The sequence below is a fragment of the Vampirovibrio sp. genome (assembly GCF_041737375.1).
Taxonomy (GTDB): Bacteria; Cyanobacteriota; Vampirovibrionia; order Vampirovibrionales; family Vampirovibrionaceae; genus Vampirovibrio.
The window spans coordinates 78,952-96,481 of the sequence record NZ_JBGSRV010000012.1; the positions used below are offsets into that span (position 1 = coordinate 78,952).

Below are 17,530 nucleotides of genomic sequence, written 5' to 3' on the forward strand. Positions count from 1 at the left end.
GCGAACTTATAATGGCGTTTGTTTTCGGGCTTCAATCACGCCCTTCAGAAAAAATTCTCCGGCCCGGTAGGAACTGCGAACCAGTGGCCCGGAGGCGCAGTACAGGAAGCCAAACTCTTCTTCGGCGACCTTTTGCCATTCCTTGAATTCTTCCGGGGTTACAAATCGTTCTACCGGCAAATGCTTGACGGTAGGCTGTAAATACTGGCCCAGTGTTAAAATATCCACTCCATGCGCCCGAAGATCGGCCATGCACTGGCGAATTTCCTGGTGGGCTTCTCCCAGCCCCAGCATGAGGGAAGACTTGGTGAATCGATCGGGTTGCCAGGTTTTGATGCGTTGCAGCAAGGTGAGCGTTTGCTGATACCCGGCCCGCCGATCCCGAACCGGGTGGGTCAGTCGCTCCACGGTTTCTATGTTTTGGGCAATCACATCCGGCTGACTGTTCAGCAGGGCCTTTAAAGGCGCTTCCTCTCCCTGAAAATCGGGAATTAAGACTTCCACCAGAATTTCGGGGCTGGCTTTTTTAATCTCGGTTACGCAGCGGGCAAAGTGGGCCGCTCCGCCATCGGGCAAATCATCGCGATCCACCGAGGTTAACACCACATAATCCCAACTGGCCTTGCCAATCACCCCGGCCAGTTTGTCTGGCTCTTCATGATCCAGCCAGCCATTGGGATTTCCGGTTTTGACGGCGCAAAAACGGCAGCCTCGGGTGCAAACTTCGCCCATGACCATAAAGGTGGCGGTGCCTCCTGCCCAGCATTCGCCAATGTTGGGGCATTTGGCTTCTTCGCAAACCGTGGCCAGCCCCAGAGATTTAGAAATCCCTTTCAGCTCAAAATAGCGCTCTCCTACCGGGGGGCGAATTTTTAACCAATCTGGCTTACGGATGGTCGGTTTTACGCTCAATGCGAAAGATCCTTGTAAAATCGTTCAGTTCTGCCCCTAAAAGGCAATGGTTGGGGAAACAGGCTTTTAGGTGTTACCCCATTCATTATAAGCAAACCCTCGCTCATTCCCAAACGTATCACAGCCGTTTGCGCATGCAAATCCCAATTTAAAAAATTTTTAGCAACTTTTAGGGTCCTTCGGTATTTATGTAATCACAATTAACGCAGGCAAGCGTTCAGACGGGTTCATTCTGGTTTCCCCCCCTCATTTCCCCCTCTCTGTCATTAAAGTTTGTTTCCCGTTCAAGGTCTGAACTGCCAACATCAGGAGTTTTATAGGGATGATTACTGTCCACCGATCCATTCTGGCTTTCACGTGCTTTTTGACTGTTGTTTTGAGTGTTGCCGTTCCTGCTCAGGCATTGGCTTACGCCCCTCAGTTTGATGTTGAGGAGCAGGATAACATTGGGGTTTACGAGCGGGCTGCCCAAGCGGTCGTCACTATTAACGCTCTGGTAGATGGTCATCCTTCCAGCGGTGCGGGCGTTTTAATTGATGAGTCCGGCATTATCCTGACCTCCAGCCATGTGATTGGCAACGCCACCAAAGTGCAGGTGTCTCTGTCCGATGGTCGCAGAACGGCCGCCAGTGTCATTGGGCGGGCCGGTGAAAAGTCGGATTTGGCATTGTTGCGAGTGAACATGGGTGGCAGCTTGCCATTTTTGAAACTGGGAGATTCCGCTCAGATTAAAGTGGGGCAGAAAGTGCTGGCCATTGGAAACCCCTACGGCTTTGAAAGGACCTTAACCACCGGCATTATCAGCCGCATTGATACCGAAAGAAACCGCATTCAGACCGATGCCGCCATTAACCCCGGCAATTCCGGTGGCCCGCTGCTGGATACCCAGGGTTTTATCATTGGCATCAACCAGTCTATTTTTAACCCGGATGGCAACCGCTCCAACATTGGCATCGGGTTTGCGGTGCCTGCCAACACGGTGAAAGGCTTTTTGGTCACGTTGGCCAATCAGCGGCCTATTCCGGCCACCGTGGCCGCCATCAGCAAGCAGCCGGTTATTCGTTACCGGGAGCGGGCCGAAGACACCATTACCGCCGATAATGGCATTGCCAACGTATCGGTTCTACTGCAAAAAGTGGGACAGTAGGATTTAATATTTAAAAATAAATCTCTCTGAGTTCTCAAAAAACGCTCTGACTCAAAAAAAGCCACTCTAACCAAAGAGTGGCTTTTTTAATGGAGGATAGCGAGCCGTTAATGGGGTTGAATCAATAGTTTCCGGTAAGGTTCGCTGGTGATGATTGAAAAAGGGGGTTACTGCTCCTGTGGTTGTCTTTGTCCTCGGAGTGTCTCAAATAACCCCAGGCCGGTGGAGACTCCGCCGCTCAATGTAGCCAAGCCGCCAACTAAGGACATCACACTTAACAGTAAGTCCTTTTGAGTAGACGTATTATGATAGGCTTTAAAAAGTTGGCTGGCGTTATAAAGCAAGGCAGTTCCTAAGGTGGTAAAAGCCACGGTTGACCCTGCGTAAATTGCCGTGCTAATCTTCGGGCCACAGCCATCTTCTGGCGTTTCACCGGTGTGAGTTTGGGGGGTTGGCACGGCGGTATGTGGTTGTTGGATGCTGCGATTCGTGCGGTAATCGGTCATTTCTATGGAAGCTGGGGGAAGGACGCCTGCCTCCATTTGCCCTTGGGTTTGTTCAAAGATGTCCAGGGCTTCCTGCCGGGACCGGTGTAATCGGCTGCTTTCAGCCAATCGTGTGGCATTGTTATTATCTGCCCCAAAGCGGAGGGGGTACGCTTGGCTGGCGGGGGTAGTTGACGTGGCTCCTGAAAAGAGCGGACGCTGAGAGGCTGTGGCACTGATGGTGACGGGCATTCAAAAATCTCCTGTGTGTTTAAAAAAAGGCAAACCTATAACTAGCAGCGAGTGGCCATGGCCTTTGGCTTACCCGCCCATTTTTTCAAGACATTGCGCTCCCCAATTAACTGGCACGGCGATGGATAATTGCCTGTTAGGGGTGAATTGATTACAAAAGTTAATCAAGTTCGATCAGAAGCCCCCGCCCGGATACCCCTCTCCCACAACACTATCCATGAAATTAAAACGCCTCCTGCGAATACGGAGGAGGCGTTTTAAAGGGCTGTTTGGAGAACATTTCTTGTCGTCCAGGGAGGGAGGGCAGAGGTTTTTGCTTATTCTTTTTTCTCTTGTTTTTTGTCGTCCTTGTCGCCAAACAAGTAGTTAGCGGCGCCCCATGCCATAATGGCCGCTCCGGCGCCTGCCATAATCAAGCCGGGAATCAGGGCAATCAAGGTCATTTTTAGGGCGATACCACCGGCCAGTAAAGCGGCTCCAATACTAAGCTTGGTGCCCACATAGCCTTTCAAGAAACCGCCGCCTTTTTCTTCCTTTTTTTCGTTCTCTGGCTTGGTGGTTTCATCCTTTTTGGCGGCTTGATCGGCACTAGTTACGGGAGCAGCCTCTTCTGCTTGTTCAACCCCTCCCGTGCTGGTTGCTGCCCCGGAGGCATCTGTTGAATTGGCTGATGTTGTTGAACCATTTGGCACTGTCCCAGCCGTTCCCGTGCTGGTTGCTGCCCCGGAGGCATCTGTTGAATTGGCTGGTGTTGTTGAACCATTTTGCGCTGTTCCACCTCCTCCCGTGCTGGTTGCTGCCGTTGTGGTTGGTTGAGAAGCATTGGTACTTTCTCCAACCGGGCTAGCCGTTGGTGAACCCGGTGAATTGCTGGTGGGCGTTGCGGATGGTGTATATAGACTTTTGAACCAGTTGTAGATTCTGCCGGGGTAGCTGGCATTAAACTCTTGTTCTGCTTTTAGTTTTTGTGCTTCTTTTTCCTTTTTCTCTCTATTAATAGCAGGTTGAATCTTCTGTTGATAAATATTGCGTGCTGCGCTCTCCAGAAATGCTTCTTGTTTGGCTCCTGTTGTAATAGGTAGGGGCGGTGTATGGGTATTTCCATATTCATCGGCATATATTTTGTTTACGTCCGGTAGAACATCAGCTCCTGTTGTATTCAGAATTTTTTTGGCGACAACTTGCAAAATCTTGTTATAGCTAGCTTCTTCACTGGGTGTTCTTTGGGGTGGGGTACCTTTGCTTTGAATCGTCAGGGTGTCGATTTCCTGTTTTAATTTTGCCGTTATGTCCGCTACGGAATTGCCAATTGCGTTATTCTGCGTTGCTGGCGTACTTCTACTACTAGAAGGGGGCTGGGTCGGGTTGTTTGTGACGGTGGGCATGAAACTTTCTCCTTCAATACCTATTAAAAATGAAATGGGGGGCGCTTATGAGGGAAGCAGGAGGGCGCGTCCAATGGGGTGTTTCATTGTAATGGGGATAAAAGCCGCTAAATTATAAGCGGTGCTAAAATAACCGCTAACCTTGTAGAAATGTAAAGTTTAAATCCGTTTGGGCTGGGCGCCTCAAACGGATGAACTGGCCAATGGCTGCAACTTAAAGCTGATTGATGTAAATGGGTTTATTGGCGCTGTATAAGTGGTTGAGGTAATCCAGAATAATAATTTCGGTGCGCTGGCCGGGGGCAATATTAATCAGCACCCGATCGACCAGTCGGTGAATCAGGTAAACGCCTCTGCCGTGGGTGTCCATCAGTCCGGTACCGCTGATATTGCGATCCAGCCAGTATAAAATCTCGTCCGCCGTAATTCGGCCCCCCTGATCCACAATGGCAATGCCAATGCGCTCCAGGTCCTGTCCGTAATAAATGTAAACGTACTCGCTCTCTTCCAGCTGATCAATGGGTTGGCCCTTTTCGTACTTCAGGGCGCCATTGGGAAGCTTGGCCACATGGTAGACGGCGTTGGTAATGGCCTCAATCACAGCGGTTAACAAGTCGTTGGGGTTGGCGATGCTGGTGCCGCCCAAAAAGGTTTGCAAAGCGTTAAAGGCCACCATAATGTCTTCGCTGTTTTTAATAATCACTTGCGACAATTTACATTGCGGGTCCATATAAGTTTCAATGCCAAACGCGGAAGCGGGTTCCAGCAAGTTGGTAACCACCGATGACAGCTCTTCAAAATTAAAGGGCGCTGTTTTGGCGATAATGTTGAAAACCCCGGTTTTTTTGGCATTGCGAACATAATCTTCCACTTTATAGGCGGTAATCATGGCGGTGCGGGTATCGGGGTAATGCTGTTTTATAAACTGAATCAGGGAAAATCCGTCTTCTCCGGGCATATTAATGTCCGTAATGACCAGATCAAAGCGGGACTCGGCCAGTTTCTGGCGGGCGTCCTGAGGCGAGGGGCTGGCTTCCACGGTTAAATCGTAAGCGGCCTCGTGGTAATTTTCCAGATACCCCACCAGACCTTCCCGAATGACATCGTCATCATCCACAATCAGCACCCGGTAATGTTGGCGCTTCGGGTTGGATGCATCGCTGGCTAGGTCAGCTTGGTTGGGTGTGGAAAACTGGATGGGAATACTCACTGGGGGGGTAACCTCTTGGCACTCTCTTCTTCTAAGTATAGCGGAAGTGTCATTTTAAATTCTGTGCCTTCTCCTTTTACGCTATCCACGGAGAGTAAGCCGCCGTGCTGCTCCAGGGTTCGGTAACAGATGCTTAGTCCTAATCCCACCCCACTGTGTCCCTTGGTGGTAAAAAATGGGTCAAAAATACGGCTCATCAGGGTTTTATCAATACCCGGCCCGTTGTCTTTCACATGGGTGGTTACGGTCAGGTTGTTGGCCTCGCTAAAGCCAATGGTCACCTGCCCCTGGCCTTGGGTGGCATCGCAAGCGTTTTTAACCAGATTGTAAAAAACCTGCTCCAGTTTGATTCGGTCGCACAGGACGGTTCGGTTGGTTTTTCCCTCAATCTCAATGCTGAACTGGGAAAAGTGCGGGTGGCATTTCAGGGCGCTGATAATATCGCTCACCACGTCCTGCAGGGGCAACGCTACCAGCACCAGCTGGCTGGGTTTGGAGTAGGCCAGTAAATCGTTAACCAGTACCGCCGCTTTTTCACTGGCCCGCGCAATTTTCTGGATTTCCTGCAAGCCCTTTTCAATACTCTCGCTTAATTTGGGGATTTCAGCAACGGCGGGTATTCCCTTGAGGCGCTCCAGATTCATTTTTAGCAGGGAGGTGCTCATGGAAATACCGGTGAGGGGATTGTTCATTTCATGGGCCACTCCGGCAATCATGGTGCCAATGGAGGCCAGTTTTTTAGACTGGTTCAGCTCATCCTTGATTTTTTCCATGGCCAGCTGATCTTTCTGAAGCTGGGTAATATCGGTGAAGGTAAACACTTTCAGCGTTTTTTCATCGGCCGTATTCAGCAACTTGATGCTAAAGCCGATGACGGAATCTTCCTCCCGGATGGGCAAGGACAGGCTCAGCTCGGCTCGCTGAACATCCTGCTCGGCCTGTTTTAACAAAGCTACCAAAGGCGAGAGATAAAAGGGTAGTTCCTGATTCAGGCTGGCGGTCTGGAATTGCGGGTTCAGCCCTAAAATTTCCTTGGCTTTTTGATTCACCCGCAAAACGCTGCCCTCCACCTCCCAAAAAATCATCCCGGAAGGCAGGGTGTCAAAAATGCTGTCTAAAATCAGACTGTTGATATCAGGCATGGGAGGCTCGTCTCTGATGGGCCAGGAACCGGGTGTGGGTTGTGCTCAGAGGCATTGATTCACCGGCACCATGGCCCGAATGTCCTGCTTGTTATCCAGCCGAAAGCCGACCACCAAATAAGCGTTTTCAGTGTTTTGATCCAGTCGATCCAGAAGGGCTTGACCGGTTTTGCTCTGGGCGTTTTTGCCAATCAGTTCATTTTTGGGAACGCACAGTAAATGGCCTTGTTCATCCTGTTGAATACTGGTGTAGAAAGCCACGTTCATGCGCTCAAATACCACTTTTAATTGTACGTTGCTGGCTTTGGTATCTGCTTTTTCGGCCAGCGCGGCCCGAAAGATATCTCGCACCGCCTGACTGAACCGATGGGGCGGAATGGGCATTTTACGAATGGGCAAACAAAACAAACGGGGATGTTCCCGAACTTTCGCCTGAGGCGCTTGATCGCTCATTGATTGGCTGTTGGCCTTAAATTTTCCCACATTCAGGGGGCGAACCGCTGGGCGGGTAAAGCCGTCCACGTCTTTATGCCAAATCTCGGTGGTCATGGGCTCTAACGTAGCCTGATGACTGCTGGTAAAGCGCACGTTTTCAAAGGCAATGCCCGTGATCACCGCATCGGTGGGTTCAATGGCCGATTCCAGACACAACACGGGCTGGATGTGACACGGGGCATCGGCAGCCAGCGAAACGTTTTCAATCAGTGGTAAAAAGTTGACGCTTTGGGCGGGCTGGCTCAGGGCCTGAATGGGGTCTTCACTAATCTGGATGGGCGGCTGTTCCAGTCCCACTGAGTAGTTTTCACAGGTCATTTGGGTAACATACAGGGTTAGGGGTGGGGTAATGGAGATATCCACCGCTTGCTGCCCCACGCTTTTAAACAACAGCCTCAGGGCGCTGCTGATTTCGGCCTGAATTTTTCCGCCTAGCGAGTAGCCGGGTTGCTGGCTGGGGCTATCCCCGCCGAAATTCCCGCTTCCTGACATATAATCTCCAGCGCCTTTTGCACCCGTCTCAGTGGTTCCGTAATATCCATGCCCTCTCCCGCTTCCAGCAGTAGGCTTAGCGGATCGCTGGCCTCGGTAGGGCCGCCTTCGCTTTTTTGGGGCTTGTTGACATTGACCCGCACCGGACTGCTTTCCGCGGTGATCTGCACCAGCACTTCTCCGGGGGCGATTTCCTGGGTTTGACCGACCGGGCCAATGGGGGAGGATTTGGTGCTGGAAATGCGGACAATGGGGTAACCTTTGGCCGCGTAATCCATCAAATGCTCATCTTCCACCAACAGGCACTTGAATTTGGATTCCAGATTCTTGAGCAGTGTTTCCAGAATCACTTCCCGCTTGATATAAGCGCTGAGCACCTGCCCGTATAAAACCTGCTGGATTTTGGTGGGCTGAATCGGCTCGGTATAGCGAAATTCGACCGGTAACCCCCTGCTATCCGTTACCATGAGCCCGCCAATAAATACATTGGGAACGGGGCTGGTGACCAACAGGTATCCAAGTTTCAAGTCGCTGGTTTTCATGAGTGCAACATGCCTTCGCTACTTAAAACGTCTTTGTTGATTGACGGGTGGGCCACTGACCAGCAACACAGCATGGGGCTGGCGCTTTATAAGCTTAAACGGCTTCGCAACCGCAAAATAGCCTGAGCGTGAAGTTGACAGGCTCGGGATTCGGAAACGCAAATGATTTCGCCAATTTCCCGTAAGGTCATGTTCTCGTGGTAATACAAAGCAATTAACAGTTTTTCCCGTTCCGGCAGAGAGGCAATGGCTCCGGCCAGCCGTTTTCTCAATTCTCCGGCTTCAAACTCGCCTTGCGGATCGGGGCTGTTGCGGTCTTCCACCATATCCAGCAAGGTCATATTGCTGCCCGAGGAATCATTGCCGTAGGTATCATCCAAAGACAGCATCAGGTTTTGAGATTCAGACAACATGACCTGTAGTTTTTGGCGGGAAATCCCCAGCCGTTCGGCCAGTTCTTCGTCATTGGGGGCTCGCCCCAGCTCTTCTTCCATTTTTTGCATGGTTAAAGAAAGCTCTTTGCTGCGGCGGCGCACCCCACGGGGTATCCAGTCCTGAAAGCGTAACTGGTCAATAATAGACCCCCGGATGCGGGTAACTGCGTAGGTTTCAAATTTGAGTCCCCGTTCAGGATCAAAGCGCTCAACGGCTTCCATTAAGCCCAAAGTGCCATAGCTAATCAGGTCTTCGGGGGCAATGCTGATGGGTAGCGTAATGGGCATGCGGCTTACCACATAGCGAACCAGGTGCAGGTACTTTAAAATAAGTTGTTCCCGAAGCTGAGCATTGTTGGTGTTTTTTTTATAATTTTTCCAAAGTATAAGCACTTCTTCATGAGACGTGGCATTGTTTTGCCGCGTATCCATTTTTATTCTTGATACCGGGGGTTGAGCCTCGCTCATATCAAAAAGAACCTTTTTTCTGCCTTTTTCCTGCCGTCCATCCGTAACATTTATTATAGAGGGATTTGCATGCCAACTTGTTTTTTTGACATTATGAGAGCTAAATATCCCCCGTCTGGTGCAGTGGCTTGACCGTGCATTGGCAATCAATTCCCTTCACTGGTTTTATGAAAGCAGTATTTAAAATTTAAATTGCAGATAGGAACCTTGCCTCATGTTCCCCATCTCCCCCCCGTCTCAAACCCGCCCGTTGAATCCACGTTTACCACTGGCCCCTGCCGCGGTGCGCTTTGGTAAAACCCGAAAGGCAAAGCTGGAAGGCATTGCCGCCTTTGGAGAAGCTAGCCAACGACTGCATCAGACTCGGGAGGATTTAAACAAAACCGGGGTTCAGGACGCTTTGAAGGGGGCAATGGCCAAGTATCAATACACCATTGCCGAGGATTTCTTTGTTAACTACAACGAAAAACTGACCTTTAATCGAGCCCAAAACCAGATTAACCATTTATGGAATAACGTGACGGGTGAGGACTTAAAGCGGTTTTATGAGGCCGAAAAACTGGGGCTGGTGGAAGAATCTTCGGACATGTTTTTTGAAATGTACACCCTGAAGGCTTTGTACAGTGGCTTGATTACAAAGCAGCAGGTTAAAAAATGGTCTGCCATGTTGCCGCAGGCTCCTGCGGATGGGAAACCAATTACGGAGGAGGGCGGCGTTTCTGAGCTGACCAGTGGTGAGGCGTTTGAAAAGGCCCGGCAAGCCATTAAAGCAGAAATCAAAAAGACCGCCGAAGCGAAACACCCTTGGGCCTATGATCGCTTCAGAAAAATGGTGAATCAGGGTTGGGTTAGCCCGGATACAAAGGCGGGGGAGCCTGATCGGGCGCTGGATTTGTTGGCTCTGGTGGGCATGAAATGCGCTTTGATGACCCGGAAAGATCCGGGCTACAGGCTGTGGGGCGATAATATTCAGCTGTTATGCGGTGAAGCCGAGGAATTGCGGGAAGAGATGCACGGGGATAGCCCCATGGATAGCCCTGCCAAATGGCTGATTGCGGGCATGGCCAAGCTGTATGGCTTGCCATTGATGCCTGCGGGCCTGTTTCAAAAAATAATTGTTCATATTGTGGGTAAAGAACTCAACTATGTACCCAAAGACGCCAAAGGCCCCCCGCTGAAATTTGACATTGATTACAAAGACTTGATGGAAACGGTGTATAGCAAGCAAATTGGTCGACAGGAGCTGGATTACAGTCGCCCGGATATTGACGCCAGTTTAGCGCGTCATTCTGACATTCGGTTGAATAAAGACGCCATGAAACGGGGCAACGCCAAGCGCAAGTGTATTTTAAAGCCTTATGAACTTTGGCAGGAAAGCGCTGTGCTAAAAAACGCCCTGCAAGAAAAGGGCAAGGCCAAAGAATCTAAAATTGCCGAGAAAGTGCTGCACACGGGCGCCAGCGCGCCAGAAAAACCTAGCCTAGCATCTGTTTAAGGTAAAGCAGGGCCGTATAGGTGGGCAGCACATACAGGGTTTCATCCGGCTGGGTTTGGGCCAAGGCTTGATCCAGTGCCGTTTTAAGATCAGGTTCCACCTGGATGTTGGCCGCTGGCAATCCGGCGTATTTTAGCCGAACCGCCATATCATCGGCCCGAACGCCACTGACCACTACTTTTTTGTGCGCAGGAATGGCCTCAAACTGGGCGTCCCATATCCAGGAAACATCCCGCCCATCGGCGTAATTATCATTCAGGGCCAGCAGTAAGCGGCCTTTGGGGTCCCCGCCCACCAGTTTTAATACTTCGGAGGCCCCTACCGGGTTTTTAATCAGCATAATCAGGGTGTTTTTGCCTTGTAAAACCCGCTTTTCGGCCCTGCCAAAAACACTTTGGTAGTTTTTAAGGCCCTCGGTAATCACACTCACCGGCAAGCCCAGATCATAGGCCGCCGCCGCCGCCGCCAGCAGGTTATACACATTAAACAAACCGGGCAAGCCCAAAACAACGGAAACAACCTGATGGCCATAGCGTAGTTGAATTTCACTGGATTCTGGTTTAACCACAACGGTTTGGGCGGCTACGGTTAAGGGGGGGCGCTCGAACGTACATTGCTGACAACGGTAATGCCCCAGGTGGCCGAAAATCAGGGTTTCATAATGCAACGGCCCCTGACAGGAAGGGCATTGGGTCACTTCTCGGGTGAAAGGCACCGGCCCGCTGGCAGGCGCGCCATGTTGGTAAATCACGGTTTCCACCCCAAAGTAAAGCAGGCGATCTTGAAACGCTGGGTGCTGACCTAATGTAGTTACCAGCGGGTCATCGCCGTTTAAAATCAAGCGCCCCTTGCCTTGGGCGATATCGGTTTGCTGAATACCGCTCAGGATCAGTTTGGCGGTGGTGTCCAACTCTCCGTAACGATCCAGTTGATCCCGAAACAGGTTACTGACCACCACCCGTTGTACCCCAATTTCAGCGGTTAGGCCCTTCATAGAGGCTTCATCCACTTCCAGCACGGCGTAATCGGCCTTTAGCTGTCCGGTAATGGAGCTTTGCTTGATTAAAGCCGCCGTAATGCCGGGTACCATGTTGGCCCCCAGCTGGTTGTGCACCACCCGGTGATTGTCTTCCCGAATGAATTGGGCCAGCAGCCCGCAGGTGGTGGTTTTGCCATTGGTGCCGGTCACGGCGATCACGTCATGTTTGATTTGTTTTCCCAGATTTCGCAGCAACTGGGGGTCCAGTTTGCGGGCCACTTTTCCGGGCAGGCTGGTGCCTGAGCCCATTTTAAGGAAAGCTGTCAGGTTGGCGACGGTTTTTCCGCTGGTTACGGCAACGGCGGTTTTCAGCATGGCAAAATCAGTCCAAAACATCATTGTTTCATCATACTATTTTTTAGCACCCTGTTTGCGCTCTCTGATTGGTGGGGTGGGGGCGAGGCCAATTATTTGAAGCCGTCCGGTTTGAGTTTGGCTTGATTGTGGGGCTATTCCGGCAAATTCATTTGCCCATCGAAGGTTAATTCAAAGTGAGGATTCCAGGCCACTTCCCACAAAATGCCATCGGGATCGGCAAAGTATCCAGAATGCCCACCCCAGCTGGTATCCTGAGCGGGTTTAACGATGGTTCCGCCCGCTTGCTTGGCCAGCTCAAGCACTTGGGCCACTTCATGTCGCTGATGCACATTGTAGGCCAGCGCAAACCCTCTAAAGCCAGCGCCATCGTTGGGCAATCCGGCGTCTTGGGCTAGTTCTTCCTGCGGAAACAGGGCCAATACCACTCCGCCATTCATCTGAAAAAATACCACCCCTGCTGAGCTGCCTCGTTTGGAGGGCTTCCAGCCCAGCCCCTGCTCGTAAAACGAGCGGGACTGAGCCAGATTGGAAACCCCCAGGGTGATAAAGCTAACCCGTTGCTGCATCAGCGGCATTCAATTAAACCGAAGCGCTTTGCTTGGCCAACTGAGCGAAGGTGACGCCTTCTTTTTCCATGCGGGCCAGCACTTCTTTCAAGCGCTCATCCGGCACGGTCAGGGCGACCCGGAAGTAACCCTCGCCTTCTGCCCCGTAGCCAGTGCCGGGAGGCACCACCACGCCGCATTTTTCCAGCAGCAGGCTGACGAATTCCACGCTCTTCATGCCGGTGGGAACTGGCAACCACAGGTAGAAGGTGGCTTCATTGCGGGCCACGTTCCAGCCCAGCTTGTTGAGGCCTTCCACAAAAATATCCCGACGGCGGGCGTAGATGGCATTCAAATCCTTGGTCAACGCTTCCGACTGATTCAAACCAACTGCGGAGGCATGCTGGACGGCCTTGAACACGCCGCTATCGGTGTTGTTTTTAACGGTGCCCAGCGCTTTAATGGCATCCGGGTTGCCTACCGCAAAGCCCACCCGCCAGCCGGTCATGTTGTACATTTTGCTGAGGGAGAACATTTCGATGCACACCTCTTTGGCACCCGGTACCGAGAGGAAGCTGGGGGCTTTATAGCCGTCAAAGGTCATTTCGCTGTAGGCGTTGTCGTGGCACAGTAAAATGTCGTGCTGTTTGCAGAAATCCACGATTTCCTTGATTTTGGGCTCATCAATAATGGCGCCCAGCGGGTTGTTGGGGTAGTTCAGGAAGAACAACTTGGCCCGCTTGGCCATGTCCACCGGAATTTTGCTCAAATCGGGCAGAAACTTGTTTTCGGCCAGCAGGGGTACCGTAAAGGGTTCGCCGTGGCACAGTAGGGTATAGTTGTTGTATACCGGGTAGCCGGGAGAAGGGCAAAGCACCACATCGCCGGGATTGACATAGGCCAAAATCAGGTGGGCCAAGCCTTCTTTGGAGCCAATCAGGGAGAGGGCTTCGGTGGCCGGGTCCACGCTCACCCCAAAGCGGGTTTTCATCCAGTTGGTGGCGGCGGTGCGGAACTCTTCGGTGCCGTGATAAGGTGGGTAGTTGTGGTTGGCCGGATCGGCCACCGCTTTTTGCATGGCCTCCACAATGGGGGCGGGGGTGGGCAAATCGGGGTCGCCTACGCCTAGGCTGATGATATCGACGCCACGGGATTTGGCTTCAGCAATTTTACGGTCAATTTCGGCGAACAGATAAGGGGGCAGTTTGCCAAGATTCGCTGCGGGTTGGGGCATGGGTGATGTTCCTCTTGATGACAATGATATGAATTTAAAACTTGAAAAACAGGCGGGGGATTACCGGAGCGCTAGGCGGAAGCTGTGCTTTCCAAGCGCCCAAGGCACGGGGCGGGGTGTGGAAAGCCTTGTGATCCAGGTCAGCCTTCGGTTAATCTAGTGGGGGTACTCTAACATAAATGCCCCCGCCCTAAAACCCACCCACAGGAGCCTTTGCCCGCTATGGACCCCACCACGCAAGCCCCCCTTACCAACGCCGTACTGGAAGTGCGTATTCAATGCCCGCCGGTGCTGGCCAGTTATCTGGAAGAATTGCTGTGGACCATTGAAGGGGTGGAAAGCGTGTGCGAAACCTACAACAACGAGCGCACCGACGATGAAACCCGGCCTTCGGATTTGAGCTACATGAGCATATTAACCCGCAATCCGCTTGGCGAGGATTTGGTGAAGGTGTTGATGGTGCAAAATCCCAAGCTGATGAAGGTGTGCGACATTGTAGGCACAAAATGGATTGAGGAAAAGGACTGGGCCGAAAGCTGGAAACAGCACTGGAAACCCACCCATATCACTGAAAAACTGACCATTTGCCCCACCTGGGAAGAATATACCCCCCAATCCGCCGATGAAGTGGTCATTGTACTGGACCCCGAATGCGCCTTTGGCACCGGCACCCACGAAACCACCCAACTGATGCTGAAACTGCTGCAAGAATTGGCGGATGGCACCGATTTGTCCCAGAAAAATTTGCTGGATGTAGGGACGGGTTCCGGTATTTTGGGCATTTATGCCGCCAAGCGGGGCTGTAAAGAGGTAAAAGGGCTGGATAATGACGCTTTGGCCGTTCAAACCGCCATTAAAAACGCCCTGCAAAATCAGGTGGAATCGGCCTGTGAGTTTACAGATACCCCTTTGGGCGAGTTGTGCCATACCCCCTACGACATTCTGCTGGCCAATATTATTGCCCCGGTGATTCTGGAGCTGTTCCCGGATATGCTGGCCCGCCTTTCCCCCGGCGCCCTGTTTTACGCCAGCGGCCTTATTGAAACCTCGGTGGGCAAAGTGGAAGCCGCCATGCAGGAAGCCGGGTTTAGCGATATTCAACGCCGCCAACAAGGCGACTGGTTCGCCATTTCAGGTGTGTATAAGTCCTAAACAACCCGGCCTTAAACTGTCCTCATTTTCGAAGTGTATGGTGTATCAGTCCTCCGTAACGCTTCCCTACATACCCTACAGCCCCCCCTGTCATTCTCGCGCAGGCGGGAATCCACGCTGCCTTGGGCGGGAGAAGCCTTGGTACTGGTATTAAGTGCGATCCACTCAGTGGATTCCCGCCTGCGCGGGAATGACAGGGAGGCGTGGAGGAAAGGGGCTTTGTGCTGGAGTGACAGGGTTTTGTTGAAGAATGACAGGTGACAGGGAGATTTGATTAAAAATGGGCAGTGATAGCACGGTTGTAAAACCGGTTATAAACAATGAGGTGGTTTTCTGAGAAAATAAGCGTATATAGGAGTTGTGTTTCAATCTCATGGAAACTTTTCATCTCAAGCGTTTTTTTATTACGCTCTCAGGGCCTTTGACCTCTTTTCCCGCTGAAATGACGGTTGAGGATGATGTGGTGGCGCATCATTTACGCACGGTAATGCGGGCTAAGGCCGGAGAATCAGTAGTGCTGGTTGATGGGGCCAGCCGGTGCGCCTATTTGGCCACGCTGATGGCCGTAGAAAGACGCTCAGTGCAGGTGGTAGTCCAATCGGCGCTGGAGCAAACTCTGAATTGCTTGCCTTCAGTCACCTTGGCGGTGGCCTTGATTAAGGAGCAACGCTGGGACTGGTTGATTCAAAAGGCCACGGAGCTGGGGGTGGAAGCCATCCAGCCCATTGCTTCGGAACGCACGGTGATTAAGCTGGGTGAAAAGGATATTTCCAAAAAGCTGGAACGCTGGGAGGCCGTGATTCGCTCGGCGGCGGAACAATCGGAAGGGTTGTTTGTGCCCCCGGTTTTGGCCCCGGTGTCGGTGAAGGCCTTATGTGCCAATGCCGCCTTGCAACAAACCCACCGCATTTTGCTGGCCGAACGGGGCGCGCAGCGGGATACGCTAAAAACCGTTCTCAGTCAGCATCAACCGGATCGCTCCCTGTTGTTTGCCATTGGGCCAGAGGGCGGCTGGACGGATCTGGAATTAAAGTGCTTTGAGCAATCGGGGTTTACCTTTGCCAGTTTGGGCCAGCGCATTATGCGAAGTGAAACGGCGGCCCTGGCGGCCATGGCGGCTGTGGTGTACGAGTGGGCTCCCTCCTAGTTGACAGCGAAGCCAGCTTCCGTCATGATGCCCTACTGGTTTTTTCCGGGGTTCGGTTCTGTTAGCGCCTAAATAAGTGGCCCGTGCCGAATGGGTAGCAATCCATTAAAAATAGGCTGACATCATCATGAACACCTCACTTTCTTTTCCGTCAAAACTAGCGCATCCCATCATTCAAGCGGTTGTTTCGCTGGCAAAACAGCAGGGGGGGCAAGCGTATCTGGTGGGGGGCGCGGTGCGAGATTTATTACTCACTGGCGAGTTGCCGCTGGATTTGGATTTTACGCTGCTGAACTGCTCGGCGGCCCCCCTGGCCAAGGCCCTGGCCGATTCCCAAGCGGGTCATCTGGTGCCGCTGGATTGGGAGTTTGGCATACATCGGGTGGTGTTTACCGAGGGTGAACTAGCCGGGCTGAACGTGGATTTGGCCGATGCCCTGCAAAACAATCTGGATACTGATTTGGCCCGCCGGGATTTGACCATTAACGCCATGGCAATGGATTTGGCCACCGGGGCGCTGGTTGATCCTTTTAACGGACAGGCCGATTTGGCGGCCAGAACCGTCAAAATGGTGAGTGCCTTGAACTTGCTGGATGACCCGTTGCGGATGCTGAGAGTGTTTCGCATTGCGGCTACCGTCCAGGCGGAATGCATTGATGAGGCCACCTTGGCGGTGGTCGCAGAACATGGGGCCAAGGTGTGGGAGTCCGCCGCCGAGCGGGTGCAGTACGAGTTTTTCCGGCTACTGAGCGTGGAAAACTGCTTTGCCCAAGTCAAGGCCATGGCGGATTGCGGCCTTCTGGAAGTGCTGATTCCCGATTTAACCCCCATGAAGGCCATTGGTTCCAGTGGGTTTCACCATTTGGGGCTGTTTGATCACACCTTGGAACTGGTCAAGCAAGCGGAGCGCCTGATTGCCGAATGTCCTGAGCATACTCAGGCTTGGGTACGGCAGGCTTTTACCCCGGCGGTCACCCGGTTTGGACTGATTAAACTGGCCTGTTTGCTGCACGATATTGGTAAACCGGCCACCATGGGCACTCGGGAAGACTCGGTTCACGGTCAGCGGCTCACCTTTTATGGCCATGAAGAAGTGGGTGAGGAAATGGCGGAACCCTTGCTGAAGCAGTGGAAAGTGAGCAATGAAGTGCGCACTTACCTGAAAAAGCTGATTCGCTGGCACTTGTACCCCTGCCAGTTTGGGCCGGAATCGCCTCGCAAATCGGTATTGAAATATTACCGGCGCATGGGAGAGGATACCTTAGATGTGACTTTACTGGCCTTGGCCGATCGGCACAGTGCTTGCGGAGACTGGCTGAGCCAGGAAGCATTTGACACGGCGCATCAGGCCCATTTGTGGCTAATGGCCAATTATGAGCGGGAAGAGCCGGTTTTAAACCTGCCTCGCCTGCTGAACGGCAAAGATTTAATGGACCTGCTTTCGGTGGGGCCGGGGCCGCATTTAAAAAAAATGCTGGGTGCCCTGCAAGAAGCGCAGCAGTTGGGAGAGGTGAACGACGCTGAGCAGGCCAAACACTGGGTAATGGCGCAGTTTGGCGCCGGGAAAATTCCCACCGCTTAAAGCCCATACCTCATAGCCTGTTTTCAGGGTGCATGTCGCTTGCGGATAAAGCCT

Annotated in this window: 16 protein-coding genes; 5 read left to right on the forward strand and 11 right to left on the reverse strand. The window is 52.2% G+C overall.

From position 1 onward, the window contains the following. Positions 1–6 precede the first annotated feature (6 nt). Positions 7–912 carry a lipoyl synthase gene (lipA, locus tag ACEW81_RS08965; protein ID WP_373532642.1) on the reverse strand — a complete coding sequence of 302 codons (906 nt, stop codon included), beginning with the start codon at positions 910–912 and terminating at the stop codon, positions 7–9. 322 nt (positions 913–1,234) lie between these two features. On the opposite strand from lipA, the gene ACEW81_RS08970 reads away from it, so the two are divergent. Further along, positions 1,235–2,059, forward strand: a complete 825-nt coding sequence (locus ACEW81_RS08970) for a S1C family serine protease (protein WP_373532643.1) — start codon at positions 1,235–1,237, stop codon at positions 2,057–2,059. Positions 2,060–2,226: 167 nt separating this feature from the next. Here the strand turns inward: ACEW81_RS08970 and ACEW81_RS08975 are convergent, their stop codons facing one another. From ACEW81_RS08975 to ACEW81_RS09005, 7 genes are all read right to left on the reverse strand, one after another. Further along, positions 2,227–2,796 (reverse strand): hypothetical protein, encoded by a 570-nt coding sequence (locus tag ACEW81_RS08975; protein WP_373532644.1) that lies wholly within the window; start codon positions 2,794–2,796, stop codon positions 2,227–2,229. A gap of 317 nt (positions 2,797–3,113) precedes the next feature. After that, positions 3,114–4,181: a hypothetical protein gene (locus ACEW81_RS08980; RefSeq protein ID WP_373532645.1), complete on the reverse strand. Its 1,068-nt coding sequence runs from the start codon at positions 4,179–4,181 to the stop codon at positions 3,114–3,116. Between the two features lie 214 nt (positions 4,182–4,395). Further along, entirely contained in the window at positions 4,396–5,391 is a 996-nt protein-coding gene (locus ACEW81_RS08985) for an ATP-binding response regulator (protein ID WP_373532646.1), read from the reverse strand. Then, positions 5,388–6,533 (reverse strand): two-component system sensor histidine kinase NtrB, encoded by a 1,146-nt coding sequence (locus ACEW81_RS08990; RefSeq protein ID WP_373532647.1) that lies wholly within the window; start codon positions 6,531–6,533, stop codon positions 5,388–5,390. Before ACEW81_RS08990 ends, ACEW81_RS08985 begins: the two co-directional genes overlap by 4 nt. A gap of 45 nt (positions 6,534–6,578) precedes the next feature. Then, positions 6,579–7,520, reverse strand: coding sequence for a hypothetical protein (locus ACEW81_RS08995; protein WP_373532648.1), 942 nt, complete (start codon positions 7,518–7,520; stop codon positions 6,579–6,581). Beyond that, complete coding sequence (locus tag ACEW81_RS09000) at positions 7,460–8,062, reverse strand: hypothetical protein (RefSeq protein WP_373532649.1); 603 nt, start codon at positions 8,060–8,062, stop codon at positions 7,460–7,462. Before ACEW81_RS09000 ends, ACEW81_RS08995 begins: the two co-directional genes overlap by 61 nt. Positions 8,063–8,148: 86 nt before the next feature. Beyond that, a complete protein-coding gene (locus ACEW81_RS09005) occupies positions 8,149–8,928 on the reverse strand; it encodes a FliA/WhiG family RNA polymerase sigma factor (RefSeq protein ID WP_373532650.1) in 780 nt (259 codons plus the stop codon). Between the two features lie 250 nt (positions 8,929–9,178). On the opposite strand from ACEW81_RS09005, the gene ACEW81_RS09010 reads away from it, so the two are divergent. Then, complete coding sequence (locus ACEW81_RS09010; RefSeq protein WP_373532651.1) at positions 9,179–10,459, forward strand: hypothetical protein; 1,281 nt, start codon at positions 9,179–9,181, stop codon at positions 10,457–10,459. Here ACEW81_RS09010 and ACEW81_RS09015 read toward each other — a convergent pair. From ACEW81_RS09015 to ACEW81_RS09025, 3 genes are all read right to left on the reverse strand, one after another. Continuing rightward, entirely contained in the window at positions 10,440–11,837 is a 1,398-nt protein-coding gene (locus ACEW81_RS09015; protein ID WP_373532652.1) for a MurT ligase domain-containing protein, read from the reverse strand. The genes ACEW81_RS09010 and ACEW81_RS09015 overlap by 20 nt on opposite strands. 110 nt (positions 11,838–11,947) lie before the next feature. Continuing rightward, positions 11,948–12,382, reverse strand: a complete 435-nt coding sequence (locus tag ACEW81_RS09020) for a VOC family protein (RefSeq protein ID WP_373532653.1) — start codon at positions 12,380–12,382, stop codon at positions 11,948–11,950. A gap of 13 nt (positions 12,383–12,395) precedes the next feature. After that, positions 12,396–13,595: an LL-diaminopimelate aminotransferase gene (locus tag ACEW81_RS09025; protein WP_373532654.1), complete on the reverse strand. Its 1,200-nt coding sequence runs from the start codon at positions 13,593–13,595 to the stop codon at positions 12,396–12,398. 222 nt (positions 13,596–13,817) lie between these two features. Here ACEW81_RS09025 and prmA point away from each other — a divergent pair, with 222 nt between their 5' ends. The 3 genes from prmA (at position 13,818) to ACEW81_RS09040 (ending at position 17,476) form a co-directional block, all read left to right on the forward strand. After that, a complete protein-coding gene (gene prmA, locus ACEW81_RS09030; protein ID WP_373532655.1) occupies positions 13,818–14,747 on the forward strand; it encodes a 50S ribosomal protein L11 methyltransferase in 930 nt (309 codons plus the stop codon). 373 nt (positions 14,748–15,120) lie between these two features. Beyond that, entirely contained in the window at positions 15,121–15,894 is a 774-nt protein-coding gene (locus ACEW81_RS09035) for a 16S rRNA (uracil(1498)-N(3))-methyltransferase (RefSeq protein WP_373532656.1), read from the forward strand. A gap of 127 nt (positions 15,895–16,021) precedes the next feature. Continuing rightward, positions 16,022–17,476: a CCA tRNA nucleotidyltransferase gene (locus ACEW81_RS09040; protein WP_373532657.1), complete on the forward strand. Its 1,455-nt coding sequence runs from the start codon at positions 16,022–16,024 to the stop codon at positions 17,474–17,476. Positions 17,477–17,530: the final 54 nt, after the last annotated feature.

Excerpts from the sequence above, each read along its gene's own strand:
- ACEW81_RS08990 (WP_373532647.1), bottom strand. The coding sequence starts at position 6,533 with ATGCCTGATATCAACAGTCTGATTTTAGACAGCATTTTTGACACCCTG.
- ACEW81_RS09020 (WP_373532653.1), bottom strand. The coding sequence starts at position 12,382 with ATGCAGCAACGGGTTAGCTTTATCACCCTGGGGGTTTCCAATCTGGCT.
- prmA (WP_373532655.1), top strand. The coding sequence starts at position 13,818 with ATGGACCCCACCACGCAAGCCCCCCTTACCAACGCCGTACTGGAAGTG.
- ACEW81_RS09010 (WP_373532651.1), top strand. The coding sequence starts at position 9,179 with ATGTTCCCCATCTCCCCCCCGTCTCAAACCCGCCCGTTGAATCCACGT.
- ACEW81_RS09000 (WP_373532649.1), bottom strand. The coding sequence starts at position 8,062 with ATGAAAACCAGCGACTTGAAACTTGGATACCTGTTGGTCACCAGCCCC.
- ACEW81_RS08975 (WP_373532644.1), bottom strand. The coding sequence starts at position 2,796 with ATGCCCGTCACCATCAGTGCCACAGCCTCTCAGCGTCCGCTCTTTTCA.
- ACEW81_RS09005 (WP_373532650.1), bottom strand. The coding sequence starts at position 8,928 with ATGGATACGCGGCAAAACAATGCCACGTCTCATGAAGAAGTGCTTATA.
- ACEW81_RS09015 (WP_373532652.1), bottom strand. The coding sequence starts at position 11,837 with ATGATGTTTTGGACTGATTTTGCCATGCTGAAAACCGCCGTTGCCGTA.
- ACEW81_RS08970 (WP_373532643.1), top strand. The coding sequence starts at position 1,235 with ATGATTACTGTCCACCGATCCATTCTGGCTTTCACGTGCTTTTTGACT.
- ACEW81_RS08995 (WP_373532648.1), bottom strand. The coding sequence starts at position 7,520 with ATGTCAGGAAGCGGGAATTTCGGCGGGGATAGCCCCAGCCAGCAACCC.
- ACEW81_RS09040 (WP_373532657.1), top strand. The coding sequence starts at position 16,022 with ATGAACACCTCACTTTCTTTTCCGTCAAAACTAGCGCATCCCATCATT.
- ACEW81_RS09025 (WP_373532654.1), bottom strand. The coding sequence starts at position 13,595 with ATGCCCCAACCCGCAGCGAATCTTGGCAAACTGCCCCCTTATCTGTTC.
- ACEW81_RS09035 (WP_373532656.1), top strand. The coding sequence starts at position 15,121 with ATGGAAACTTTTCATCTCAAGCGTTTTTTTATTACGCTCTCAGGGCCT.
- ACEW81_RS08980 (WP_373532645.1), bottom strand. The coding sequence starts at position 4,181 with ATGCCCACCGTCACAAACAACCCGACCCAGCCCCCTTCTAGTAGTAGA.